Source organism: Sphingopyxis sp. H053 (assembly GCF_001468225.1).
In the GTDB taxonomy this organism is placed as follows: domain Bacteria; phylum Pseudomonadota; class Alphaproteobacteria; order Sphingomonadales; family Sphingomonadaceae; genus Sphingopyxis.
On record NZ_LNRU01000010.1, the window covers coordinates 94,807 to 119,646 of the forward strand.

The window sequence follows — 24,840 nt, forward strand, 5'->3', positions numbered from 1 at the left end:
GCGGGTGTGTCAGCCCGCGCGGCCGCGCTGCTTGGGACGCGGATCGGTCCATTTGAACGCCGAATCGGCGACCGCGACGTTGAATTTCTGGTTGGTGAGGTCGATCCGCGTCCGGTTGTTCTGCGAATCGAGCGCGACCCAGCCGCGAAGGCGGAGCCCCGCGGGCGCCGAGCCGTCGCGGACGAATACCATGGTAATCGTACCATATTCGGGGCGCTTGGGATCCTTGACCTCGACGCTCAGCACGTCGCCGCTGCCGGTGGGCAGGACCTTGGCATATTTGGTGAGATCGCGGTCGGGATCGAGCAGCGCGCCGAGCGGCGAATTCTTCACCGGCCAGCGCTGCACCTGCTTCACCTCATAGTCGATCATCGTCAGCGAACTGCCGTCGCCGACGATCAGCAACGGCACGTCTTTCTGATACTGGAAGCGAATCTTGCCGGGCCGTTTCAAGGTCAGCTTGCCGCTCAGCCGTTGGCCGTTGCGATCGGTCTGCACGAAATCGGCGGTCATCGAGCTTGTCGACTTGAGATGCGACTGCACCGACGACAGCGCGCTCGCCGATTGGGCGATTGCGGGCGCGCCAATGGCGAGGCCGGCGGCGGCCAGTGGCGCGAGCGTCCAGGCAGCAACGCGGGTCATATTCGTCTTCAGGGTCATCTGGCTCTCATTTTCAAACATGGTGGCCGGTCATCGCAGGCGGGCATTGAACCCGCGCTGAACCTCTCGTTAGACGCTGTTCAAGTCGTGAGGCCGTCAATGGTTCCTCATCTTTGCTGGCCGTACTGGTCGGTGAGCACGTCGCGGCGGCCGACATGGTTGGGCGGACTGACCAGCCCTTCCTCCTCCATCCGCTCGATCAGGCGCGCCGCGCTGTTGTACCCGATGCGCAATTGGCGCTGCAGCCAGCTTGTCGACGCCTTCTGGCTTTCGACGACGATCTGGCACGCCTTTGCGTACATGCGGTCTTCGGCGCTGTCGCCGCCCGCGGGGGCGCCCTCCATAGCGAAACCGCCGTCCTCGGGATCTTCGGTGACGCTCTCGATATAGTCGGGGCGGCCCTGGCCTTTCCAGTGATCGGCGACTGCGCGGACTTCGTCGTCGGACACGAACGGCCCGTGGATGCGCGTAATCTGCTTGCCGCCGGGGACATAGAGCATGTCGCCTTTGCCGAGCAGCTGTTCGGCGCCGGCTTCGCCGAGGATCGTGCGGCTGTCGATCTTCGACGTCACGTTGAAGCTGATGCGCGTCGGCAGGTTCGCCTTGATCACGCCGGTGATGACGTCCACCGACGGGCGCTGCGTCGCGAGGATCAGGTGGATGCCCGCGGCGCGTGCCTTCTGCGCGAGGCGCTGGATCAGGAACTCGACCTCCTTGCCCGCGGTCATCATCAAATCGGCGAGTTCGTCGACGACGACGACGATCTGCGGCAGCGGCGCATAATCGAGCGTCTCTTCCTCATAGATCGGCTGCCCGGTGTCGGGATCGTAGCCGGTCTGGACGCGGCGCCCCAAGGACTTGCCCTTGGCGAGCGCACCGCGGACCTTGTCGTTGTACGACGCCAAGTTGCGCACCGACAGCGACGACATCATCCGGTAACGGTCCTCCATCTGCTCGACCGCCCATTTCAAGGCGCGGATTGCCTTCTTGGGCTCGGTCACGACGGGGGCGAGCAGGTGCGGAATATCGTCATAGACGCTGAGTTCCAGCATCTTGGGATCGATCATGATCATCTTCACCTGGTCGGGACCGAGGCGATAGAGAAGCGACAGGATCATCGCGTTGAGACCGACCGACTTGCCCGATCCCGTCGTACCCGCGATCAGCAGGTGCGGCATCGGGGCGAGGTCGGCGATCATCGCGTCGCCGCTGATATTCTTGCCCAGGATGATCGGCAGCGCGCCGGTCTGGTCCTGAAACAGCGCGCTGCCGATGATTTCGTGCAGCACCACCGATTCGCGGTGCGCGTTGGGCAGCTCGATGCCGATCACGGTACGGCCGGGGATCGGCGCGATGCGCGCCGACAGCGCCGACATGTTGCGCGCGATATCGTCGGCGAGGTTCGACACGCGGCTCGCCTTCGTGCCCGGCGCGGGCTCAAGTTCGTACATCGTGACGACGGGGCCGGGGCGGACCGCGGTGACGACGCCCTTGACCTGAAAATCCTCGAGCACCGATTCGAGCAGGCGCGCGTTGCGTTCGAGCCCCGCCTTGTCGATCTGCCCGGTCGGCCCCGGCGGCGGCGGGGCGAGCAGGTCGATCGACGGCAGCTGGTAATTGGTGAACAGTTCGGTCTGCGGTTTCGGCTTGGGTTTCGACGGCGCGGTTCGCTGCGCCGGGTCGGCGATTTCGGGCGGCGCGCGGTCGCTCGGCTCGGCGACCGCGCGCGGCCGCACGACACGATCCTCGATCAGGCTCGGCGCCTTCACCTCGTCGCTTGGCATCCGCGCGGGTTCGATGACGCGGTTGCTGCCCTCGGCGGCGGGCAGCCTGAAGCGCGACGCCCAGCCCTTTTCGAGCCGCAACGCGCGCCACGCGAGCCACAGGCCAAGCCCGACAAGCAGCAGGATCGTCGCAAAGCGGATCAGCGCCGCGGCGGGTTCGCCCGCCTGCGCGAATAACGGCGCGACCGCGCCGCCGATCAGCAGCGCGATGATCCCGCCCCAGCCGGCGGGCATCGGCGCGTTCGTCGCCGGCGACCATAGTTCGGCGCCCAGCCCGACGAGCAGGATGCCGATAAAGCTATAGGCAAGCTGGCGCGGCCAATAGGGCTGCGCCTCGCCCGTCCACAACCGCCACGCGATGATGCCAAGCAGCGGCAGCAGCAGGACGATCGGCGCGCCGCCGATTGACAGGCCAAGGTCGGCGAACCAGGCGCCCGCAGCGCCCATCCAGTTGGCGGCGGTGCCGTGGGCGGCGGTGTTCAGCGCCGCGTCGGTGCTGTCATAGGTGACGAGCGCGAGGGTCAGGAAGAGCGTGAACAGGCCGAGCGCCACCGCTGCGGCGATCACCAGCGATCGCGCGATGCTTTGGCGGAAAACCGTGCGCCAATCGGCCTTTGCGGGTGCGGCCTTGCGGCTAGCCATGCTCTTTTCCGGTCCCTGTCAGTTAACCACGGCGATATGCGCATGGGGCGGACTCGGCGTCAAGCGCGGCCCAGCGCTCGCCCACAGCCTTTCCAACCGCCCTGCCGCACGCTAGGGCAACGGCATGAGTGAAACGCTGCGCAGCGATGTCCTGATTTCGGGTGGCGGCCTTGTCGGCCAGGCGCTCGCCCTCGCCCTTGCCCACCATGGCCTGTCGGTCCAGATCGTCGATCCCGCCGACCCGGTGACGACGATCGCGCCGGGGTTCGACGGCCGCGCCTCGGCGATTGCCAGCGCGACATGGCAGATGTTCGAAGTGCTGGGGATTGCGGAGCGCCTTGCCGGTCATGGCTGCCCGATCCGCGCCATCAAGGTGGGCGACGGCGCGCCCGACAGCGGCCGCGGCGGCGAACTCGACTTCGTCACCGCCGACGGCGACCCGCCGCTCGGCACGATGGTCGAGAATCGCCAGCTCCGCCTCGCGCTCGCCGCGGCGCTCGCCGACGCACCGCTCGTTCGCCTGCTGATGCCCGCCGCGGTCGTGTCGCGCGCGATCGACGTCCATGGCGTCACGCTGACGCTCGCCGACGGCACAAAGCTCGCGGCGCCGCTGCTGATCGTCGCCGAAGGGCGCCGCTCGCCGACGCGCGATGCCGCGGGGTTCAGCATCGCGAACTGGTCGTACCATCATCACGCGATGATCGGCGCGGTCGCGCACGAACGGCCGCACGGCCAGGTCGCGCACGAAATCTTCTATCCCTCAGGTCCGTTCGCGCTGCTGCCGCTCGTCGACGACGCGCAGGGACGCCACCGTTCGGCCTTCGTATGGACGGTCGCCGAAAAGGACGGTCCCGGTTTCGCCAAGCTCGGCGAGCGCGGCTTCGTCGCCGAATTGCAGAAGCGCGCGGGCGGGGTGCTCGGCGCGATGGAGCTCGTCGCGCCGCGCATGACCTATCCGCTCGGCTTTCATCACAGTGCGTCGATCGTCGCCGACCGCATCGCGCTCGTCGGCGATGCCGCGCACGGCATCCACCCGATCGCGGGGCAGGGGCTGAACCTTGGTCTCCGCGACGTCGCGGCGCTCACCGAAGTGCTCGTCGAGGGGGCGCGACTCGGGCTCGACCTCGGCGATGCGGCGCTGCTCGCGCGCTATCAGCGCTGGCGCGGGCTCGACAATATGATGGTCAGCCTCGCGACCGACGGGCTGACGCGGCTGTTCGGTATCCCGGGTCGCACCGCCGCTGCGGTGCGACGCACCGGGCTCGGCGCGGTACAGCGGATGCCGATGCTCAAGCGGTTCTTCATGGACGAGGCGCGCGGCGAGGCGGGCGACCTGCCGCGCCTGCTCGCGGGCGCCGAAGTCTAGGTATTACTACCTAGGCGCTGATAGCCCGCCACTAAGCATGACATCCTATCCCTGAGCGCGCGGCAACCACGCTGCGCACAGGATGGGGACCGGACCATGTCGGCAAAAAGCGACGCGCTCGAAGCAGCGGTGACGGACTATATTAAGGCGCGAACCGCGCTCGACGCGGCACCGGGCGCGCGGACGCGGGCTTTGGCCGACCGCAGCTTCGCCCGGCTGTCAGCGCTCGCCGCGCCGCGTATCCGCTATTTCACGCGCAGCTATGGGCTGACCGATGTCGCCGAGGATGCCGCGCAAGTGTGCGCGATCGCGCTCCATCGCGCCGCCGAACATTATGATCCGGCGCGCGCGCGTTTCACCACCTATGTGAACTGGCAATTCCGCGCCGAACTGCAGGCGCTGCGGCACCGGCTTCACGGCGACCAGCGTTGCGCCGGGCGACGGCATGTCACCGCGACGCTATCGCTCGACGCGTTGCAGGAGGAGGGCGCCGACGCGTGGCTGACTGATCCGGCGGCCGAAAACGCGACCGAGCAGGGCGCGGCGGACAATCTTGCCGCGCTTTTGGCCGACCGGTTGGTTGAGGAGTGGGCGAGCCGTCGCCGCGCCAGGCTGGGCGCATCGCGCGGCGATGAAAGCCGGCTGGCAACCCGGCTTGCCGCCGAAAAGAAACTCGTTCGGCACCATCTGATGGTGAGCGACGCGGCGGAACGGTTGCGCGAAAGCGACCGGCATGTCGTACGTCGGGCGCTCGCCGACATCATTCATCATGCGCCGGTCGGCAAGCCACACTGACCGTCTATTGCAGCGTGGCGCGGCCGTCGTCGCCGTCGAAACGGCCGAAAAATTGCATCAGCTGGACGACCAGTTCGGCGCGCGCGTCGATCGGCGTCGCTTCGAGCAGTGCCTGTTTCGCGGCGGCATCGAACGGCGCGACTTGCGCGATACCGTTGACGAGCGTCGCGTCGTCGAGCTGGCCGACCGAGTCCCAGTCGACGACATAGCCCTGCCGCGCCGCGAAGCGTTTCGCCTCGCGCTCGAGGCTCGCGCGTTCGATGCTCGCCAGCACGGCGTCGTCCTCGGCTTCGAGCTCGATCTCGGCCTCGACCTGCCGGAACGGCGTCGTCACGTCGAGCTCGCGGCGCACTCGAAAGCGCGCCACGCCTTCAAGGACGAGATTGAAACGCCCCTCGTCGAGCGCCTCGACGTCGACGATGCGCCCGACGCAGCCGACGTCATAGAGCGCCGGCGGTTCGCGATCCTCTTCGCCGGGAAGCTGGCGCGGCTGGATCATCCCGATCTGCCGGTCGCGCGCCAGCACTTCCTGCACCATCGCCGAATAGCGCGGCTCGAAGATATGCAGCGGCAGGTGCAGCCCCGGAAACAGCACCGCGCCGGTGAGCGGAAAGATCGCGATCCGCTGGATAGTCAAAGGCGCGGTTTCGCCCATCAGCCGAACAGGATGAGCGACAGGCGGCGGCGCTGCGCGGCCACCCATGCATCCTCGAGGCCGACGGCTTCGAATAGCGAGAGCAGCTTGGCGCGCGCGGCATCCTCGTTCCATTCGCGGTCGGCGGCGACGATATGGAGCAGATTGTCGGCGGCGGCATCGCGCTGGCCGGCACCGATCTGGGCGCTCGCAAGGTCGAAGCGCGCCTGATGGTCACCGGGATTCGCGGCGACCGCGGCCTCGAAGGCGGCGAGTTCGCCCGCATCGGGGGCGTCGGCCGCCAGCGCGAGCGCGCTTTTCGCCTGCGCGATCGCGGGGTCTTCGCCGATCTCGGCCGGCACCATGTCGAGCGCGGCCTGCGCGCCTTCGATATCGCCCGCGAGCACAAGCGCACGAATCAGCCCGCCATGCGCCGGGGCATTGTCGGGTGCCATGTCGAGAATCTGCGCAAAGATGCTTGCGGCGCGCGGACCGTCGCCTTCGGCCAGCACGCCTTCGCCCATTTCGATCAGCGGCGCGATCTCGACCGCGCGGGCGGTCGCCTCGCTCTCGATCGGGAGCTGCGCGAGCAACTGGTCGAGAATCGCCTTCAGCTGGCTTTCGGTGCGCGCGTTGGTCAGGTTCGCGACCGGCTGACCCTGAAAGATCGCATAGACGGTGGGGATCGACTGGACCTGGAACTGGCCGGCGATAAAGCGATTCGCGTCGACGTCGACCTTGACCAGCACAACGCCCTTGTCGGCATAATCCGCGGCGACTTTTTCGAGCACGGGGCCGAGCTGCTTGCACGGGCCGCACCATTCGGCCCAGAAATCGAGGATGACGAGGCTGGTCATCGAGGGTTCGACGACGTCGCGGCGGAAGGCTTCGACGGCTTCCTTTTCGGTGGGATTCAGACCGAGCGTGGCCACGCAGATATGCTCCTGTTTTGATATGCCGTCGCTTCTGCGCCGGCGGGAAGACTCTTTCCCCGCTTATGTGGGATTTGCGGGCGATATGCCAACCCTTCGGAGAAAATGCACAATCAGGGGTTGCCGAGTCAAAAAGCCGGTGCTAATCGCCCGCCTCACCCGCTGGAACCGACCGGTTTCCAGCCGCCAGAGCGGGCGTAGCTCAGGGGTAGAGCACAACCTTGCCAAGGTTGGGGTCGAGGGTTCGAATCCCTTCGCCCGCTCCAGTTTTCCTAACAATTTCAGACACTTACGCCGAATGGCGGCGTAATACGCGTCGTTACGTGGGCTCGATTTTTGCCTCGCGTAATAAGGACGTAATATGATGGGAGCGAGCTGTCGGGTGCCTCTAGGGCAGGATCGGCGACGTTGTTCGCAGAGGTCCGAACATTCTTCCGCCGATCCGACACGCCTCACATGCTCTAATCTTTCTGCTGTTTGGCCTCTTGGCGGGCGTCGCGAAGGATTTCGATGCCGCCCTTGATCGCGATCAGCGCAGTCGCAAATCCAACCAGAAGGTCCGGCCAGTTCGTACCGAGCCACCAGACGAGGACACCCGCGATCAGGATGCCGCCGTTCGAGATGAAGTCGTTGTAGCTGAAGGTTGTCGCGGCTCTGAGGTTGACGTCCGGATCCTGAATGCGCTGCAAGAGCTTCAGACAAGCATAGTTCACCACCGCAGCGACGGCCGACATGATCATCATTGTCGGACCGATCGGTTCGCTGCCTTCGAAATAGCGCCGTCCTACATCGAACAGGACGCCGGCCGCGAAGACCAGCAGCATGACACCCGATGCCGTGGCAGCACGGGTTTTCCATTTCAGGCCGTGGCTGAGCGCAACGAGGCTCAAGGCATAGACCGCGGCGTCGGACAGATTGTCGAGCCCATTGGCGATGAGCGCGCTCGAATCGCCGAGCCCGCCGGTTACGAGGAAGGCGATCGCGATAGCCGAGTTCAGGACGAGAACGATCTGGAGCGTTCGCTTTTCGCGTTCGCTCCCGGATGCTTTTTCATTCATTGCAAGCTCCTCAATCCTCACCATCCCTAAAAGGAGGCGGAACCCGCTTGGGTTCCGCCCCAGTCAGCACTCTCGGTTGCCGCCGACAGGGGGGAATGGCGGCCATCCGGGAGTGTCTCAGCCTTCGGGGCTGGGGACGCTGCTCGGGCGCGCCAGCTCTTCCTCTTCGGCCTTCGCGGTCCGTCGATGGACCAGGAGGTACAGGGCCGGCAGCACGAGCAAAGTCAGGATCGTCGACGAGATGATCCCGCCGATGACGACAGTTGCCAGCGGCCGCTGCACCTCGGACCCAGCCCCGACATTGAGCGCCATCGGTACGAACCCGAGCGACGCCACCAGCGCCGTCATCATCACCGGTCTGAGGCGGGTCAGCGCGCCTTCGCGGATCGCCTCGACGAGCGCTTTTCCGCGTTCGCGCAGATCCTTGATGAAGGATAGCATCACCACGCCGTTCAGCACCGCGACCCCGGACAAAGCGATGAAGCCGACGCCCGCCGAGATCGATAACGGAATGTCGCGCAGCGCCAGCGCCGCGACCCCGCCCGTCAGCGCCAGAGGCACGCCCGAGAAGACGATCGCAGCATCGCGCACCGTGCCGAACAGCATGAACAGCAGCCCGAAGATCAGCAGCAGCACCAGCGGCACGACGATCTGGAGGCGCTCGGTCGCGGACTGAAGCTGCTCGAATGTGCCGCCATATTCGATGTAGTAACCATCGGGCAGCACGACCTCAGCTTCGACCTTTTGCGTGAGCTCGTCGATGAACGAGCCCAGATCGCGCCCACGAACATTCGCCGTGATCACCGCGCGGCGCTTGCCATTTTCGCGGCTGATCTGGTTCGGCCCCGCCGCGAGCGATATCTCCGCCAGCTCCGAAAGCGGCACGAAGCCGCCGGCCGGAAGTGCAACGGGGAGATTGCCGAGCGACGCGAGATCGGTGCGAATGGCCTCGGGAAGCCGGACGATGACGTCGAAGCGGCGGTCACCCTCGAAAAGCTCGCCGGCCTGACGGCCGCCGGTCGCTGTCGAAACCGCATCCTGCACCGTTTCCATGCTGACACCGTAGCGCGCGAGCTTGTCGCGATCGGGCGTGACCGAGAGCATCGGCAGGCCGGTGACCTGTTCGAGCTTCACGTCCTGCGCGCCCGCAATCCCGCCCGCGACTTCCTCGATCGCCTGCCCCGATTCGAGCAATTGATCGAGGTCGTCGCCGAACAACTTGATCGCCACGTCGGCGCGAACGCCGGCGATCAGCTCGTTCATGCGCATCTTCACCGGCTGGGTGAACTCATAATTGTTCCCTGGCACCTCGTTCGCCGCCTTGTTGAGTTCGGCAACGAGCTGGTCGCGCGTCTTTCTCGGATTGGGCCATTCCTTCCGGTCCTTGAGCATGATGAAATTATCGGCGACCGACGGGGGCATCGGATCGGTCGCTACCTCGGGAGTGCCGATCTTCGCGAACACCCGCTCGACTTCGGGGAACTGCCTGATCCTCTTCTCCAGCGCCTCCTGCATCGCGATCGACTGGGTGAGGCTCGTCCCCGGAATGCGCATCGCGTGCATCGCGATATCGCCTTCGTCGAGGTCCGGGATGAACTCGGACCCGAGACTGGTCGCCGCCACGCCGCTCAGCGCGACAAGCGCCAAAGCACCAGCCAGCGCAGCCTTCGGCCAATTGAGGACGCGGTCGAGCATCGGGCGGTAGCCCTTGCCGAGCCCGCGCATCAGCCAATTTTCCTTTTCTTCGACCTTGCCGGTCACGAACAGCGCCACCGCGGCCGGAACCAGGGTGAGCGACAGCAGCAGAGCGGCGGTAAGCGCGAGGACGACGGTGATCGCCATCGGATGGAAGGTTTTGCCCTCGACGCCCTCGAGCGCGAAGATCGGCAGATAGACTGCGGTGATGATAATAATGCCGAAGATGCTCGGCTTGATCACTTCTGCGCTTGCGGAAGCGACTAGGCCGAAGCGCTCGTCGCGGTCGAGCAGGCGTCCGAGCCTGTGCTGAGCCTCGCCGAGCCGGCGGAGGCAGTTCTCGACGATGATGACGGCCCCGTCGACGATGAGGCCGAAGTCGAGCGCCCCGAGGCTCATGAGGTTTGCCGATGTCCGCGTCTGGAGCATGCCCGTCAGCGTCATCAGCATCGCGACCGGAATGACCGCCGCCGTGATCAGCGCGGCCCGGAAATTGCCGAGCAGCAGGAACAGGATCACGATGACGAGCAGCGCGCCCTCGGCGAGATTCTTCTGCACCGTCGAAATCGTCCGCTCGACGAGCGCGGTGCGATCGTAGAGCGGCTTGGCAACGACACCCTTCGGCAACGCACGCGAGGCTTCGACGAGGCGTTCGGCCGAGGCCTGCGCCACCACGCGCGGATTCTCGCCGATCAGCATCGAGACCGTCGCGAGGACGACTTCCTTGCCATTTTCGGTTGCGGCGCCTGTGCGGAGCCCCGAGCCGATCGCGACATCGGCGACGTCGGCGATCCGGATCGGAACCCCGCCGCGGGTGGTGACGATGATCTGCGACAGGTCACGCTCATTATTGGCCTGACCCGGCACGCGGATCAGAATCTGTTCGCCGCTGCGCTCGACATAACCGGCCCCGCGGTTGGCATTATTGGCCTCGAGTGCGGTGACGACATCGTTGAGCGAGAGATTGAGCGAGGCGAGCGAGGCCGGGTTGGGTGTCACATGATATTGGCGGGCATAGCCGCCGATCGTGTTGATCTCGGCGACCCCCGGAATCGTGCGCATCTGCGGCCGGATGACCCAATCGGACATCGTCCGGAGGTCTTCCGCCGTATAAGGCGTGCCGTCGGGTTTTCGCGCGCCCGGTTCGGCCTCGATCGAGAACATGAAGATTTCGCCGAGGCCCGTCGAGATCGGGCCCATTTCGGGCTCCATCCCGGGCGGAAGCTGGCCGCGCGCGGCCTGGAGCCGCTCGTTGACCTGCTGGCGCGCGAAATAGATGTCGGTCCCGTCCTCGAAGACGACAGTGACCTGGCTCAGGCCATAGCGCGAGATCGACCTGGTATAGTTGAGGTTCGGGATGCCCGCGATCGCGGTCTCGATCGGATAGGTGATGCGCTGCTCGGACTCGAGCGGCGAATAGCCTTCCGCCTTGGTGTTGATCTGGACCTGGACGTTGGTGATGTCGGGAACGGCGTCGATGGGCAATTTGGTCGCGCTCCACGCGCCGATCGCGCAGAGGAGCGCGACCACCGCGAGGACGAGCCATCGTTGCCGGATCGAAAAGCCTATGGTTCTGGCTAGCATGTTATCCTGCTCCCCGATCAATGGTCGTGGCCCGCGCCGGACTTTTCGATGTCGGCGCGAACGAGGAAACTGCCCTTGGTGACATAGGCGGTGCCGGGCTTGATGCCCGACAGGACCTCGGTCCATTCGGGCGACGAACGGCCGAGCTTCAGCATCCGGACCTCATAGTCCTGCCCGAAATTGGCATAGACCACCTTGAAGTCGCGGAAGGGCTGGATCGCCTCGGTGCGCACGGCAAGCGGCACGGTGACGGGGTTGACCATCACGCGGCCGCGCAAGGCCATGCCAGGGCGGAGCGTTCCCGAGCGGTTCGGGATGGTCGCGCGGATGAGCGCAGTGCCCGCCTCGACATTGCCGTCGGGCAGGAACTGCCCGAGCGGCGCGGTCGCGATTTCGGCGCCGTCCTGCGTCTCCACCGTCACCCGCATGCCCGGACGTATGATCGCGAGGTCGCGGGGGAAGATGTTGAAGACGACCGTGGTCTGCGCCGGGTCGGTGACCACATAGAGTGCGCGCCCGTCGGTGACGTCGCCGGGGTTGGCGTTGCGCTCGGCGATCACGCCGCCGACCGTCGCATATACCGGATAGACCTGGAGGCTCTCGCTCGACTCGATGCGCGCGAGCAGTTCCCCACGGCGGACGCTGTCGCCCACCGCCTTGGTCACCGAGACGACGCGGCCGGGGAACTGGCCGCGAATTTCGGAGCGGGCGGTCGGCGACAGTTGGACGGTGCCGTAGAGTTCGCGCATTTCGCCCACCGTCGCCGGTCCGACGACCGCGGTTTCGATGCCTCCGGCCTTGGCGGCGTCAGCCCCGATCCGCGTGCGCCCTTCGGGGTTCGCATATTTCCAAACGTGCCGCTTGCCGCCCGTCACCGCGACAACCTCGACGTCGAAGCTGTGCGGTTCGGTGACGACACCTTGCCCTGCGAGGAATTTGCCCTGCGGGCGGAAGGTGAAGCGATCGACGTCGCCGCCAAGCCGCGTGAGGGTGATGGCGAGCTGGACATCCTTCGGGTCGACCGGTTTGCCGTCCCGCGTTGCGAAAACGCGGAATTGCGGCTCGGTGCCATTCTCGAAGATTATGACCTCGACCGCGAAATCGCCATTCTTGAGCAATTTGCCACCGTTCGGGCCTTTGGCATCTTCCTCGCCTTCGCCCTCAGCGTGGCTTTCGCCTTCTTCATGCTTGTCTTCGCCCTCGGCTCCGCCACCGCAGGCAGCGAGAGGCACAGCAAGGAACAGCGCCGCAGCCGCGGCGGGAAATGGAAACTTCTTCATGGAATATTCTCCGCAAGGGGAGCCGCATCGAAGCGGCCGGTCAGGCGATCGATCTCCGCGAGCAAATCGCGGTAGCGTGTCATGGCCTCGGCCCACTGACCCTGGATCTGGATGATGACGTCGGCGGCATCCTGTACGTCGGCGAACAGGAACCCGCCGCGGGCATAGCCTTCGCGCACCTGGCCGAGCGTCTTCACCGCCTTGGGATAGACGTCGTTCATGATGCCCTCGGCCCGGACGCGTGCGGCGTCGGCATCGGCGCGCAGCGACGCGAGGCGCCGCAGCCGCTCGAGCCGGCTCGCTTCGGATTGGAACTCGAGCTGCCGCCGTTCGGCCTGCGCCCGGGCGATATTGCCCTGGTTGCGGTCGAACCGTCCGAGCGGGATCGAGATGCCGCCAAGAACGGCGACATCATTGGTCTCGCGAAGAAAGCGCGTGCCGCCCGAGACCGTATAGTCTTGGTGCGCACGGCTCTGCTCGACGACGACCTGCGCGCGGGCCCGGTCGACGGCGGCGTCGAAGACCGCCGCGTCGGCTTCGGCGAGCGGCGGATCGCGCGGATCGGGTTTCTCGATCCCCTCGGCGATAACGAGGCTGTCAGGCGTGCCGCCCCAGAAGGAGGTGAGCAATGCGCGTGCGGACTGCCGCTTCGCCTGGGCTTCCTTCAGGGCCAGTTCGGCTTCGAGAATGCGGGCATCGGCGCGCGTCTCGACGAAGAGCGGATCCTTGTAGCCGCGCACGCGCCTGATCGCTTCGGTCCGCATCTCCTTTTCAAGTTTGACGCGATCCTCTGCGATCCAGACCATCTGCTCGGCGATCTGGACGTCGATATAGGCGCGCTGCACTTCCTGGGCGATGTCGAGCCGGACGAGCCGCCACTGCGCCTCGGCGAGAACGACACCGCGCTCGGCAAGCGCCATTCGCGCCTCGCGCTTGCCCCCGCGTTCGAGCGGCTGCGAATAGGTGACGGTGAGTTCCGATTGCCGGAACAGGCCATAGCCGCCCGTCCCGACGCCATTGTCCATGTCGACCGACACGGTCGGATTGGGACGGACGCGGGCTTGCAGCTGGTCGGCGCGCGCGGCGTCGACCCCCGCTTCGCCCGCTCTAAGCTCGGGCGATGCAGCGATGGCCCGCTCGACCGCCTGGTCGAGCGTTAGCGGCTGGGCCCAAACGGACCCCGCCAGCAGCGCAGCCCCGGCCAACAGGGCGGCGCGCATATGGATATGCATGAATGATCACTCCTGAACGATTCGACTGAGCGCAGGCCGAAAAGGGGCCGCGCGGCAGGCGGCGTTCAGGCGAGGGGAGGGTTCAGGGGCGGTGCGAGCGCGCGCGAAGCGAGGCGCGTCGCGGGCAACGCAAAGTGCAGGCCGCCGGAAAAACAGGACAGATCGTCATGACCCGAAAGGGCCTGATCGGATGCGACCGGGCAATTATGGTGACTGCCGTGGAGGTCGGCGTCCTGCTGACCTTTTTGCGTGTCCTTGTCCGACGCATGGCCCGGCTCGACATGGTGCGAAAGATGCGAATCCGTCGCATGGTGCGTCATGCCCGCCATCGCCGGCGCAGCATTGTGGAGCCCGCTGAGCAGCAGGATGAACACAAGCAACAGGCGAAGGGTAGCGCCGGACATGGTCGCGCCCCTAACAGCGAATGACCCGTTCCGGAAGTCCAAAACCGGATCAATCGGTTCGCGCAGCGCGGCTCTCCGTCGACCGGGCCGTTTCGATCAGCGCTTCGAGGGCCTGCGGCATCGGCATCGGCTCGAAGGCGCTCACCCGCGCGCGACCATTATTCCCTGCGGGGAGGCGGCCGGTCAGCGAACCGAGCGGGACGAGCAGGAACCGCATTGCCTGACCGGTAGCTTCACGGGCATCGCCGAGCTCGATCGCATAGCGAAACATGTGCCAGTGGGAGGCGAGATGCGCGCCCATATAGGGCTGGCTCAATATATGTTCCCATTCCAGCGCCTGCCACGCAGCGGCTTCATCTCCGATTCGGCGTGATTCGCAAAACAGGCGATATTGCTCGCGCAGCAGCGGCTCGATGACGGCCATGCTCACGGGATTTACTGTCGGCGGCACCATCCTCTTTCCCCCTTTTTTGTGCAGGGCAGGCTCTTGCACCCTGTAGTAGATACAGGGTCAAGCCCTGATGTTCCGGCAGGACGCTGTGCCGCTCTGCGTCCGATTTACCCCCTCGTCTCACGGGAAGCATATCGCTCGAATGTCGTCCCGAACAAAGGAGGCGGGAGCCAATAGCGAAGCGATAGAAATAAGAGTGAAAGACAATTGTAGAATTATTGTGCTTAACGCGTGATTGTTCGGCCGATATCCTGTTTCTTGAGGCGCATCTGCAACTATAGAGGGGCAAGGTGCACTGCTCTCTTACCTCCATGAGATAAAATTACGGAGCCGGTTCGGGGGTTCGAAGAGTGCCGCCGAAGTTGATTGAAAATCTTCTACTTTTCACCGCGCCGTTTCGATGCTAGGGGCCGGTTTCAATGCGACGGGTGATCCTCTTCCTCCTGACCCTTCTCCTTGCATCCGGAACGGTTGCGGGGTCGCTCGCACATGCGACCGAGGATCGGGCCGAGGCGAGCCTTTTCGTTGCTGTGATCGAAGCCGGCTGCGTTCCCGCACCGGCGATCGAAGGCGCCGAAGTCGACAAGAAAAAATCCTCTCCCGGCGAAAAGCAGCAGGTGCCTGCCGCCGCTCATGGCTGCCACGGTCACCATTCGGGCGTCCCGGCGGAATCGCTGTCGGCAGCGACCGAAACGCCTGCCCCTGAAGCGCATACGCGCATCCTGACGGCCGCCTTGCCGCCCGTCGCCTATATCGGGACGTTCCGCCCTCCAATCGCCTGACGCTCTAGGTCTGCGCGTGCCCTTCGCGTGCGCTTCTCCCTGGAAACGTCAGGAGTCTCCTTTTCATGAAATCCATAGTTGTCGCCGCGAGTCTCGTGGCGCTCGTTGCAGGCTCAAATTCCGCGCCCGCCGCTGCCCAGTCGGCAGCGACGGAGCTGGTGGGACCGCCTTCTTCCGCAGGCGAGGCCGTGCGTACCGGCCCGCTTCCCGCTCGATTGTCCCTCGCGCAGGCGATGGAGGAAGCCGACGCGCGCTCGCCGCGCGTGGTTGCCGCCGAAGCCGAAGTGGAGGCCGCTCGCGGTCGCCAGCGTCAGGCGGGCTATCGCTACAATCCGACGCTCAATGTCGATGTCGAGAATTTCGCAGGCACCGGCCCCTACTCGGGCCTGAACGGTCTCGAAACGACCGTGTCGGTCAATCAGCGTCTCGATATCGGGGGCCGGCGCCGGTCGCGCATGACGCTCGCCGACGCCGAGTTTCTGGCCGCGAAGTACAAGTTGGAGATTGCACGCGCAGATCTTGCGCTCGATGTCCGCAACCAGTTCGCGACCGCTCTCGCGGCCCGCGATAGCCTCGCGCTCGCACGCGAAAATGAAGCGCGTGCCCGCGAACTCGTCCGCGTGGCACAGGCCATGGTCGATACCGGCAACGAGCCGCCGCTCCGTGCGTTCCGCGCCAATGCGGCTCTCGTTCAGGCCACCGCCGAGCTACGCACGGCCGAGGCCGAAGAAAGGACCGCCCGGCGTTCGCTCGCGGCGCTCCTTGGAAGCTCGGTCCCGCCTGCCGAGTTGATGGAAGGCGATATGTGGGTGGCACCGGAGACGGTGGACTCGCTCGCGACGCTCGACGTTCGCTTGGCAGAAACCGAGAAGCTGATTGCTGAAGCGCGGCTCCAGGGGCAGCGCGCCGATGGCCGGCTCGATCCGTCGGTCGGCTTCGGGGTGCGTCAGCTTCGCGACACCGGCGATCGCGCATTGATCGCCAATGTTTCCGTGCCGCTCCCCGTCTTCGACCGCAACCGCGGCAACATCTCGGCAGCCAAATCCGATGTCGCCGCCGCCATTGCGCGGCGCGAGAATGCAGTGGTCAATGCTCAGGCGGAGATCGCCAATGCGCAGGCCGAACTCGAAGCCGCAGAGGCCCGCCTCGCGGCGCTTGAGGGTAGCGGCATCGAGCAGGCGCGCGAAGGTGTCCGGCTCGCCGAACTCAGCTACCGCGCCGGCAAGTCCTCGCTCGTCGAATATATCGACGCGCAGCAGGCCTATGCGGCAACGCAGGCCGAACTGATCGCGGCGCGCCAGGCCCGGGCCGAAGCCCGCGCCATCCTATCGCGCCAGGCAGCCGCCGACGGCGATGCGGATCATCAGCCATGAGCGCGCCGAGCCTTCCAGTGGACGGAGGCGCCTTCGCCATCGTCCTTCCAAGTCAACAGGGGTGCGCCGCCGGTCGGCGCGCGAACCGCATCAACAGCGGAGATAGAATATGATCACCAAGGACAAGCGTCTCCTCGGCACTGTCGCGGGCGCCATGATACTCGCTGCCGTCACGGGCTTCGGCGTTGCACGCTGCACCGCCGACCCGGCCGCCGCGCCGGCTGCCGAAGGCGAAAAGGAAGCGGCGAGCGAAGCCCTTCCGAGCAGCCTCGCCATCACGCCCGAAGCGATCAAGGCCGCCGAGATCGGCGTCGAGACGATCGGCGCCGGCGGACTCGGTTCGGAAATCATCTCGCAAGCGACCGTTACCGCCGCGCCGAGCGGCGAGGCGATCGTCACCGCCCGCGCGGGCGGCGCGGTCACCCGTCTCTTCAAGCGGCTCGGCGATCCGGTCAGCGCCGGTGAGACGATCGCGATCGTGCAAAGCCGCGACGCCGCCCAGATTGCGGCCGAACGGATTGCCGCCGATGCGCGCTCGACGCTCGCGCAGAAAAATCTCCACCGCGAGAAGACCCTGTTCGACCAGAAGGTGTCGGCGCGCGTCGACTATGAGCAGGCGCAAGCCGAAGCCGCGGCCGCCGCGGCCGAAGCGCAGCGCGCGCGTGCCGCAGCGAGCGCCGCGCAGGTCACGCGCGATGGCAGCAGCGTCATCGTGGCAAGCCCGATCTCGGGACGGATCACGGCCGAGAACGCCAGCCTTGGCGCCTTCGTTCAGCCCGAAACCGAATTGTTCCGCGTTGCCGATCCCAGCAAGGTGCAGATCGAGGCCGCCGTCGGTCCGGCCGATGCCCAGCGGCTCTCGCCCGGAGACCGTGCGATCATCGAACTTCCCGACGGACGGACGATCGATGCCCGCGTGCGCGCCGTCACGCCCGGCCTGTCGGGCGACACGCGCTCGGCAACCGCCGTGCTCGACGTACCCGGGGCGCTCCAGCCGGGCTTGGCGGTCCGGGTGCGGCTGCTTCCGAGCCGCGGCGCCGAAACCGGTGGGCCGGCCCGTATCGTGATCGCGGACGAAGCCCTCCAGACGCTCGAAGGCCGCGACGTGGTGTTCGTCCGCACGAAGGACGGCTTCCGCGCGCAGCAGGTGACCGTCGGCCAGCGCAGCGCGGGCCGTGTCGAAATCCTCGCCGGGCTGAAGCCGGGCCAGATCGTCGCGACCAAGAACGCATTCCTGCTCAAGGCCGAACTCGGCAAGGGCGCGGGCGAGGAGGAATAAACCGTGATCGCGAAACTGATGGCGCTATCCGTCCGCGCGCGCTGGGCGGTACTCTTTCTCTTCCTCGTGATCGCGGGACTCGGCGTATGGCAGCTCACCAAGCTGCCGATCGACGCGGTTCCCGACATCACCAACAAGCAGGTGCAAATCAACACGATCGATCCGCGTCTCTCGCCGGTCGAAATCGAGAAGCTCGTAACCTATCCGATCGAAATCTCGCTCGCCGGCATTCCGGGGCTCGAGACGACACGCTCGATCTCGCGCAACGGCTTCAGCCAGGTGACGGCAATCTTCACCGATGAAACCGACCTCTATTTCGCGCGCCAGCAGGTGGGCGAACGGCTTCTCCAGGCGGGCGAGAATCTTCCCGACGGGGCCCAGCCGCAGATCGGTCCCGTCACGACGGGTCTCGGCGAGGTCGTCATGTACACCGTCGGCTACAAAAATCCCGACGGGAAGGGCGCCAAGAAGGTCGCGGGCCAACCAGGTTGGCAACCCGACGGCAGCTATCTGACCCCCGAGGGCGATATCCTCACCGACGAGATCGCCAAATCGGGCTATCTTCGCACGGTCCAGGACTGGATCGTCAGCCCGCAATTGAAGTCGGTCGGCGGCGTCGCCGGCGTCGACTCGATCGGCGGCTATGCCAAGACCTTCGTGGTCGAACCCGATCCGACCCGCCTCACCAGCTACGGCATTTCCTATAGCGAACTGGGCGAAGCCCTTGAACGCGCCAACCTCGCGGTCGGTGCCAACTACTATAACCGGGCAGGCGAGGCCTATCTCGTGCGCGTCGATGCACGCGTCCGCTCGGTCGACGAAATCCGCAACGCCGTCGTCGCGACGCGCGGCGGCGTGCCCGTGACGGTTGGACAGCTCGCCAATGTGAAGATCGGCGGCGACCTCAGAACCGGTGCGGGCAGCATGAACGGCAAGGAGGCGGTCATCGGGACCGTGCTCATGCTGATCGGGCAGAATAGCCGCACTGTTGCGGAGGATGTTTCGGCGAAGATCGCGCAGGTGTCGAAGACCCTGCCGCCCGGCGTCGAAGTGAAGGTGGTACTCGACCGCGCCAAGCTCGTGAACGCAACCGTCGGCACGGTTGAAAAGAACCTCACCGAAGGCGCGCTGCTCGTAGCGGCCGCGCTCTTCTTCCTGCTCGGCAACTGGCGCGCCGCGATCATCGCGGTGCTCGTCATTCCCTTCTCCTTCCTGATGATGGCGATGGGCATGAACGCCTTCCGGGTCCCCGGTAACCTGATGAGCCTCGGCGCGCTCGACTTCGGTCTGATCGTCGACGGGGCGGTGATCATCATCGAAAACTGCCTCGCCAGACTGGCGCACCGGCAGGAGCATGAAGGGAGATTGCTCAACCTTCGCGAACGTCTCGAGGAGACGATGCGCGCGAGCCAGGAGATGATCAAACCGACCGTCTTCGGCCAGGCGATCATCCTACTGGCCTTCGCGCCGTTGCTGATGTTTACGGGCGTCGAGGGGAAGACCTTCTCGCCGATGGCCATCACCATCATGCTCGCGCTCGTTGCGGCCTTCATTCTCGCGATCACCCTGGTTCCGGCGCTTGTCGCGCTGATGATTCGCGGCAAGGTTGCCGAGAAGGAAGTCTGGGCGATCCGCAAGTCGAAGGAGCGCTACCTGCCCTTGCTCGACAAGGCGCTCGCCAAGCCGTGGGCTTTCATCGCCGGCGGCTTTGCCTTCTTCGTCCTTGCGATCCCGGCGTTCGGACTGCTCGGCTCGGAATTCATTCCGCAGCTCGACGAGAAGAATATGGCGCTTGCCTCGACGCGCGTGCCTTCGGTGAGCCTCGAACAGTCTCTGGTCATGCAGCGCAACGTCGAGACGGCGATCTCGAGCCTGCCCGAAGTCGAGCTGATGTTTTCGAAGACGGGTACGGCCGAGGTGGCGACCGACCCGATGCCGCCGAACATCTCCGACGGTTTCGTGATCCTGAAACCCCAGGATCAGTGGCCGGCAGGTGTCGATTCGAAGGCCGATGTCGTCGAGCGTATCGAGAAAGCCGCTGGCGGCCAGCTCGGCCAGCTTTATGAAGTCAGCCAGCCGATCCAGCTTCGTTTCAACGAACTGATCGCGGGCGTTCGCGGCGACGTGGCCATCAAGCTCTACGGGGACGACCTCGACAAGATGTCGCTCGCGGCGAACGAGATGGTGCGCGTGCTCCAGGGCATACCGGGTGCGGGCAGCGTCAAGGCCGACCAAGTGGGCGGCGCTCCGACGCTCGACGTGAAGCTCGATCGCAATGCGATCGCGCGCTACGGTCTCTCGGTACAGGAGGTTGCCGATACGGTGTCGGCGGCGCTCGGCGGGCGGGAATCCGGCCTGCTCTATGAGGGCGACAGGCGCTTCGACATCACGGTTCGCGTCCCCGACGCGACCCGGGTCAATCTCGACGACATCCGCGCGCTGCCCGTGTTGCTGCCCTCCGAGGGCGGCAATCGCGGACAGATACCGCTCGCCCAGGTGGCGCAGATCCGGCTGACCGAAGGGCTCAACCAGATCAGCCGCGAAAATGGCAAGCGGCGCGTCGTCGTGCAGGTGAACCTCGAAGGCCGCGATGCGGGATCCTTCGTGGCCGAAGCGCAGGCGAAGATCGCCAATGTGAAGCTTCCGGCGGGCTATTACCTCGAATGGGGCGGGCAGTTCGAAAGTCTGCAGGCCGCATCGCAGCGGCTCTCGATCGTGGTGCCGCTCTGCTTCGCGGGCATCTTCATCCTGCTTTACATGGCGCTCGGCACGTTCGGGCGCGCGACCGCCGTGTTCCTCGCCGTGCCGCTTGGGCTCGCGGGCGGGGTGTTCACTCTCGCGCTTACGGGCATCAACTTCTCGGTGTCGGCGGCGGTGGGCTTCATCTGCCTTGCCGGCGTCGCGGTGCTCAACGGTCTCGTCGTCATGACGGCGATCCGCGAACGGCTCGAGAATGATGTCCCGCTCACGGAGGCAATCCGCGAGGGCATGACCGAGAAGATGCGTGCGGTGATCATGACCGGCTTCGTGCCCGCGATCGGCTTCGTGCCGATGGCGATCGCGACCGGCACGGGTGCCGAGGTGCAGAAGCCTCTCGCGACGACCGTCATCGGCGGTCTCATCGCGGCGACCATCCTGACGCTGCTCGTTCTCCCCGCGATCGCAAAAGTCGTCCTCGGGGCGAACTGGCAGCCGAAGTTCCTCAAGCGAAAAGCGGAGTCGGCGGTCCAGCCGGTCACGGAATAGGGAGAGACTGTCATGACAAAAGCATCCAAGCTCTTGCGCATCTACACCGATGAATCCGCCTTCTTCGGTGATCAGCGGGTCTTCGAGTTCATTTCCGAACTCGCTCGCCAGCAAAAGCTGGCAGGCGTTACGGTGCTCGAAGCGGTTCTCGGTTTCGGTCGCTCGGCGCATCTCCACCGCAAGCATGCGCTGGAGAATGACCGGGCGGTCGTGATCGAGATCATCGACGAGGAGCAGCGGCTCCGCGACTTTGCGGCGCAGCTGACCGAAATACCGGACATCGGGCTCATCACGCTCGAAGCGGTCGAAATCCTCGGCGGGAAATCCGCCGCGGAGCCCCCCGATGTTCAGAGCTGACCGGCATCTTGCCGGTCTACACCGCGGCGCAGGTCCCCGGCCTGCGTCGCGGACCAGCTCGTGCGAGCGAGGAGGTCTCCGATGTTCTCGGTAGGCACCTCGCTCCGCTTGCCGGTCCCGATCGGGCGGGTCTGGCGACTGCTCGTCGATATCGAGCGGTACGACGACTGGCATCCGACGCTCCGTTTCACCGATCGTCCGGGAGATGATGAGCGCGTAGGCTATGTCTATTCTCCGCGCGGGAAGCGGGGTCCGGAATTTGCATCCGAGGGGCGGATAACCGGCCTCGACTGGCTGACGGGCTTCTCCTGGCGGACAGGCACGCGCGGGCTGCTCGTCATCGAGGAGAGCTACCGGCTCGAAAAGCTCGGCCAAGGGGTGGAGGTTACCCATCGCCTGGAATGCGCGGGTCTCTTCTCATGGCTCGGCTATCCCATTCTGCGGCGGGTTTGCAGCGTTTTTCTCAAGCGCTCGAACATGGCGCTCGAACAGCAACTCCGTCGCACGACAGTTCAGTCCCGCTACGCGCGGCCAAGCGGGCGCCGCGCATGATCTTGAATTCGAAACCTGGCCGTCGGAGGCCCCTCTCAATCGCCCCCCTCACCACGGGCAGGGATTTCCGGCTGTCAGGGAGGTGCGGGAGCCGGGTCGCATCCCGCAATGGCTCCCGCACCTCATCCTGCCGCGCGTTTAACATGCGCCCGGATCGCATTGCCGACCGCCAACAGAAAAGGATGGCATCATGAGTGACCAGTTGCGGCTCGATATTCCGCTTCTCCTCCCCGAAGTCGCCGATACCGCCGACCGCTGCGTCGCGCGCCTGACGAGCGAACTCGAAGGACGCGAAGGCGTCGACAAGGTCCATGTTGTCCGCTCAAGCGACGGTTCGCCGCCACAGCTCTGCATCCATTACCGTCCGGATATTCTCCCGCTCGAACGCGTGCGGCAGCTCGCGCGCAGCGCCGGTGCCGAGCTCACCGGCCAGTATCAGCATCTCTTCTGGGATGACCTCGAAGGCGTCGGCCACGCCCGTCGCGCGCGGACGATCGGACTGAAGCTTCGCGAAATGCCGGGCGTGATCGAGGCCGAAGTCGGCGCCGCCGGTACGCTGCGCGCCGAGTTCCAGCGCTCGGAGACCTCCATCGAAATGATCAGAAAGACACTCTCGGATATGGGCGTCACTCAGAAATCGACTGCCGTCGCCGCGGCTGCCCCGGCACAAGCCGCCCACCAACATGGCGATGATGGCCATGACCATGGTCCGGATCACGCGCATGGGCCAGATCACAAACATGGCCATACGGGCGAGGATAGCCACGACCATGGCCATGATCATGGCGGCATCTTCGGCGAGCGGACCGAGCTGATCTTCGCGCTGCTGTGCGGTCTCGTCCTCGGCATCGGCTTTGCGATCGAGAAGCTCGCCGCGGCGCCGGAGTGGGTGCCGCTCGCATTCTATATTGCCGCTTATGGCTTCGGTGGCTGGTTCACTGTCCGCGAGGCCATCGAGAATCTGAAGCTCAAGCGCTTCGAGATCGACACGCTGATGCTCGTCGCCGCGGCCGGCGCTGCCGCGCTTGGTGCGTGGGCCGAAGGCGCGCTGCTCCTCTTCCTCTTCAGCCTCGGCCATGCGCTCGAACATTATGCCATGGGCCGCGCCAAGCGCGCAATCGAGGCGCTTGCGGAGCTGGCGCCGCAGACCGCGACGGTGAAGGATGCCGACGGGACGGCTCGCGAAGTCCCGGTCGAGCAGCTGGCGATTGGCGACACCGTCATCGTCAAGCCCAACGAGCGTCTTGCCGCCGACGGCTTCGTCGTCGTTGGCCGCACGGCGATAGATCAGGCTCCGGTGACCGGCGAGAGCGTCCCCGTCGACAAGGAACCGGTGGCCGATCGTGCGCAGGCCGCGGCAAAGCCCGATGCACTCGACGCAAAATATCGCGTCTTCGCGGGCACCATCAACGGCTATGGCGCGATCGAGATCGCGGTAACCCGTCTTGCGGCCGATACCACGCTCGCTAAGGTCGTGAAGATGGTGAGCGAGGCGGAAACGCAGAAATCGCCGACCCAGCGCTTCACCGACAAGTTCGAGCGCATCTTCGTGCCGAGCGTGCTCGCGCTTGTGTTCGTCCTGCTCTTCGCCTGGGTCGTTGTCGACGAGCCGTTCCGCGACAGCTTCTATCGCGCCATGGCGGTCCTTGTCGCGGCAAGCCCGTGCGCGCTCGCGATCGCGACGCCGAGTGCCGTCCTGTCGGGCGTTGCGCGTGCGGCGCGCGGCGGCGTGCTGGTCAAAGGCGGTGGCCCGCTCGAAAATCTCGGCTCGCTGACCGCGCTGGCGTTCGACAAGACGGGAACGCTCACCGAAGGAAAGCCGCGCATCACCGACGTCCTGCCGGCCAGCGGCGTGCCGAAGGAGGAACTGCTGCGGATCGCGGTGGCGGTCGAGCGGCTGAGCGATCATCCGCTTGCCGCTGCCATCGCGCGCGATGGCGAGGCCATGCTGACGTCGACGCGCGTACCGGTGGCGGACGACCTTAACAGCCTGACGGGTCGCGGCGTCACGGCAAAGGTCGAGGGCGAAACCGTCCTGATCGGCAAGGCCGAAATGTTCGGTGCCGACGGCATCGCGCCGATCGGCGGCGAAGTGGCGGCTGCGATCGCCGGCCTCCGCGAGCAGGGCCGCACGACGATGGTCGTTCGTATGGGCGACCGCGATCTTGGCGCGATCGGTCTGATGGACACGCCGCGCGAAGCGGCGCGCACCGCGATCGCCAAACTGCGCGAGCTCGGCATCGGCCGGATGATCATGATTTCGGGCGATCACCAGAAGGTCGCGGAATCGATTGCCGCCGAGGTCGGGATCGACGAGGCCTGGGGCGACCTGATGCCCGATCAGAAGGTCGACGCCATTCGCGACCTCAAGGCGCAGCAGCCGGTCGCCATGGTCGGTGACGGCGTCAATGACGCACCGGCGATGGCGAGCGCCACCGTCGGGATCGCGATGGGCGCCGCGGGGTCCGATGTTGCCCTCGAAACCGCCGACGTCGCGCTGATGGCCGATGACCTCGCTCATCTGCCGTTCGCGATCGGACTTAGCCGCCAGACGCGCCGCATCATCCGCCAGAATCTGGTGGTCAGCCTCGGCGTCGTCGTGGTCCTCGTGCCGGCGACGATCTTCGGACTCGGAATCGGTGCGGCGGTCGCGGCGCACGAAGGCTCGACCCTCGTCGTCGTCGCCAACGCGCTTCGCCTGCTCGCCTATCGCGATCGCAGCATGGGCTGAGGG

At 65.8% G+C, this 24,840-nt stretch carries 19 protein-coding genes and 1 tRNA gene; 10 read left to right on the forward strand and 10 right to left on the reverse strand.

Annotated features, from left to right (window positions below):
* Positions 1 to 9: 9 nt before the first annotated feature.
* Together ATE70_RS18625 and ATE70_RS18630 are read right to left on the reverse strand one after the other, a co-directional pair.
* Complete coding sequence (locus tag ATE70_RS18625) at positions 10 to 642, reverse strand: LolA family protein (RefSeq protein ID WP_058539259.1); 633 nt, start codon at positions 640 to 642, stop codon at positions 10 to 12.
* 125 nt (positions 643 to 767) lie between these two features.
* Positions 768 to 3,086: an FtsK/SpoIIIE family DNA translocase gene (locus ATE70_RS18630; RefSeq protein ID WP_058539238.1), complete on the reverse strand. Its 2,319-nt coding sequence runs from the start codon at positions 3,084 to 3,086 to the stop codon at positions 768 to 770.
* Between the two features lie 124 nt (positions 3,087 to 3,210).
* Between ATE70_RS18630 and ATE70_RS18635 the strand changes: the two genes are divergently transcribed.
* Together ATE70_RS18635 and ATE70_RS18640 are read left to right on the forward strand one after the other, a co-directional pair.
* Positions 3,211 to 4,452, forward strand: coding sequence for an FAD-dependent monooxygenase (locus tag ATE70_RS18635; protein WP_058539239.1), 1,242 nt, complete (start codon positions 3,211 to 3,213; stop codon positions 4,450 to 4,452).
* A 96-nt stretch (positions 4,453 to 4,548) separates the two neighbouring features.
* Positions 4,549 to 5,247 carry a sigma factor gene (locus ATE70_RS18640; protein ID WP_058539240.1) on the forward strand — a complete coding sequence of 233 codons (699 nt, stop codon included), beginning with the start codon at positions 4,549 to 4,551 and terminating at the stop codon, positions 5,245 to 5,247.
* A 4-nt stretch (positions 5,248 to 5,251) separates the two neighbouring features.
* On the opposite strand, the gene ATE70_RS18645 is transcribed toward ATE70_RS18640, so the two are convergent.
* Positions 5,252 to 5,902 (reverse strand): LON peptidase substrate-binding domain-containing protein, encoded by a 651-nt coding sequence (locus ATE70_RS18645; RefSeq protein ID WP_058539241.1) that lies wholly within the window; start codon positions 5,900 to 5,902, stop codon positions 5,252 to 5,254.
* Complete coding sequence (locus ATE70_RS18650) at positions 5,902 to 6,813, reverse strand: tetratricopeptide repeat protein (RefSeq protein ID WP_058539242.1); 912 nt, start codon at positions 6,811 to 6,813, stop codon at positions 5,902 to 5,904. Before ATE70_RS18650 ends, ATE70_RS18645 begins: the two co-directional genes overlap by 1 nt.
* A gap of 191 nt (positions 6,814 to 7,004) precedes the next feature.
* On the opposite strand from ATE70_RS18650, the gene ATE70_RS18655 reads away from it, so the two are divergent.
* Positions 7,005 to 7,079, forward strand: a tRNA-Gly gene (locus tag ATE70_RS18655).
* Positions 7,080 to 7,274: 195 nt separating this feature from the next.
* Here the strand turns inward: ATE70_RS18655 and ATE70_RS18660 are convergent.
* From ATE70_RS18660 to ATE70_RS18685, 6 genes are all read right to left on the reverse strand, one after another.
* A complete protein-coding gene (locus ATE70_RS18660; protein ID WP_003046522.1) occupies positions 7,275 to 7,871 on the reverse strand; it encodes a cation transporter in 597 nt (198 codons plus the stop codon).
* Positions 7,872 to 7,988: 117 nt separating this feature from the next.
* The gene (locus ATE70_RS18665) at positions 7,989 to 11,150 is read right to left on the reverse strand and encodes an efflux RND transporter permease subunit (protein WP_037553392.1); all 3,162 of its coding nucleotides are present in this window, start codon (positions 11,148 to 11,150) and stop codon (positions 7,989 to 7,991) included.
* Between the two features lie 17 nt (positions 11,151 to 11,167).
* Positions 11,168 to 12,430, reverse strand: coding sequence for an efflux RND transporter periplasmic adaptor subunit (locus ATE70_RS18670; protein ID WP_003046516.1), 1,263 nt, complete (start codon positions 12,428 to 12,430; stop codon positions 11,168 to 11,170).
* Positions 12,427 to 13,662, reverse strand: coding sequence for a TolC family protein (locus ATE70_RS18675; protein WP_003046513.1), 1,236 nt, complete (start codon positions 13,660 to 13,662; stop codon positions 12,427 to 12,429). The genes ATE70_RS18670 and ATE70_RS18675 overlap by 4 nt, the downstream gene beginning before the upstream one ends.
* Positions 13,663 to 13,727: 65 nt before the next feature.
* Positions 13,728 to 14,066, reverse strand: a complete 339-nt coding sequence (locus tag ATE70_RS18680; protein WP_003046510.1) for a hypothetical protein — start codon at positions 14,064 to 14,066, stop codon at positions 13,728 to 13,730.
* A gap of 49 nt (positions 14,067 to 14,115) precedes the next feature.
* Positions 14,116 to 14,490 (reverse strand): DUF3703 domain-containing protein, encoded by a 375-nt coding sequence (locus tag ATE70_RS18685; RefSeq protein ID WP_037553271.1) that lies wholly within the window; start codon positions 14,488 to 14,490, stop codon positions 14,116 to 14,118.
* A gap of 446 nt (positions 14,491 to 14,936) precedes the next feature.
* Here ATE70_RS18685 and ATE70_RS18690 point away from each other — a divergent pair, with 446 nt between their 5' ends.
* The 7 genes from ATE70_RS18690 (at position 14,937) to ATE70_RS18720 (ending at position 24,837) form a co-directional block, all read left to right on the forward strand.
* A complete protein-coding gene (locus ATE70_RS18690; protein WP_003046504.1) occupies positions 14,937 to 15,299 on the forward strand; it encodes a hypothetical protein in 363 nt (120 codons plus the stop codon).
* A gap of 188 nt (positions 15,300 to 15,487) precedes the next feature.
* Positions 15,488 to 16,672: a TolC family protein gene (locus ATE70_RS18695; RefSeq protein WP_231732708.1), complete on the forward strand. Its 1,185-nt coding sequence runs from the start codon at positions 15,488 to 15,490 to the stop codon at positions 16,670 to 16,672.
* A 109-nt stretch (positions 16,673 to 16,781) separates the two neighbouring features.
* Positions 16,782 to 17,951, forward strand: coding sequence for an efflux RND transporter periplasmic adaptor subunit (locus ATE70_RS18700; protein WP_003046498.1), 1,170 nt, complete (start codon positions 16,782 to 16,784; stop codon positions 17,949 to 17,951).
* A gap of 3 nt (positions 17,952 to 17,954) precedes the next feature.
* On the forward strand, positions 17,955 to 21,197 hold the full coding sequence (locus ATE70_RS18705; protein WP_003046495.1) for an efflux RND transporter permease subunit: 3,243 nt from the start codon (positions 17,955 to 17,957) through the stop codon (positions 21,195 to 21,197).
* Between the two features lie 12 nt (positions 21,198 to 21,209).
* Positions 21,210 to 21,554, forward strand: a complete 345-nt coding sequence (locus ATE70_RS18710) for a DUF190 domain-containing protein (RefSeq protein WP_003046493.1) — start codon at positions 21,210 to 21,212, stop codon at positions 21,552 to 21,554.
* A gap of 81 nt (positions 21,555 to 21,635) precedes the next feature.
* Positions 21,636 to 22,106, forward strand: a complete 471-nt coding sequence (locus tag ATE70_RS18715) for an SRPBCC family protein (RefSeq protein ID WP_003046490.1) — start codon at positions 21,636 to 21,638, stop codon at positions 22,104 to 22,106.
* Positions 22,107 to 22,296: 190 nt separating this feature from the next.
* Positions 22,297 to 24,837 carry a heavy metal translocating P-type ATPase gene (locus tag ATE70_RS18720; protein WP_003046486.1) on the forward strand — a complete coding sequence of 847 codons (2,541 nt, stop codon included), beginning with the start codon at positions 22,297 to 22,299 and terminating at the stop codon, positions 24,835 to 24,837.
* The last annotated feature ends 3 nt before the right edge of the window (positions 24,838 to 24,840 follow it).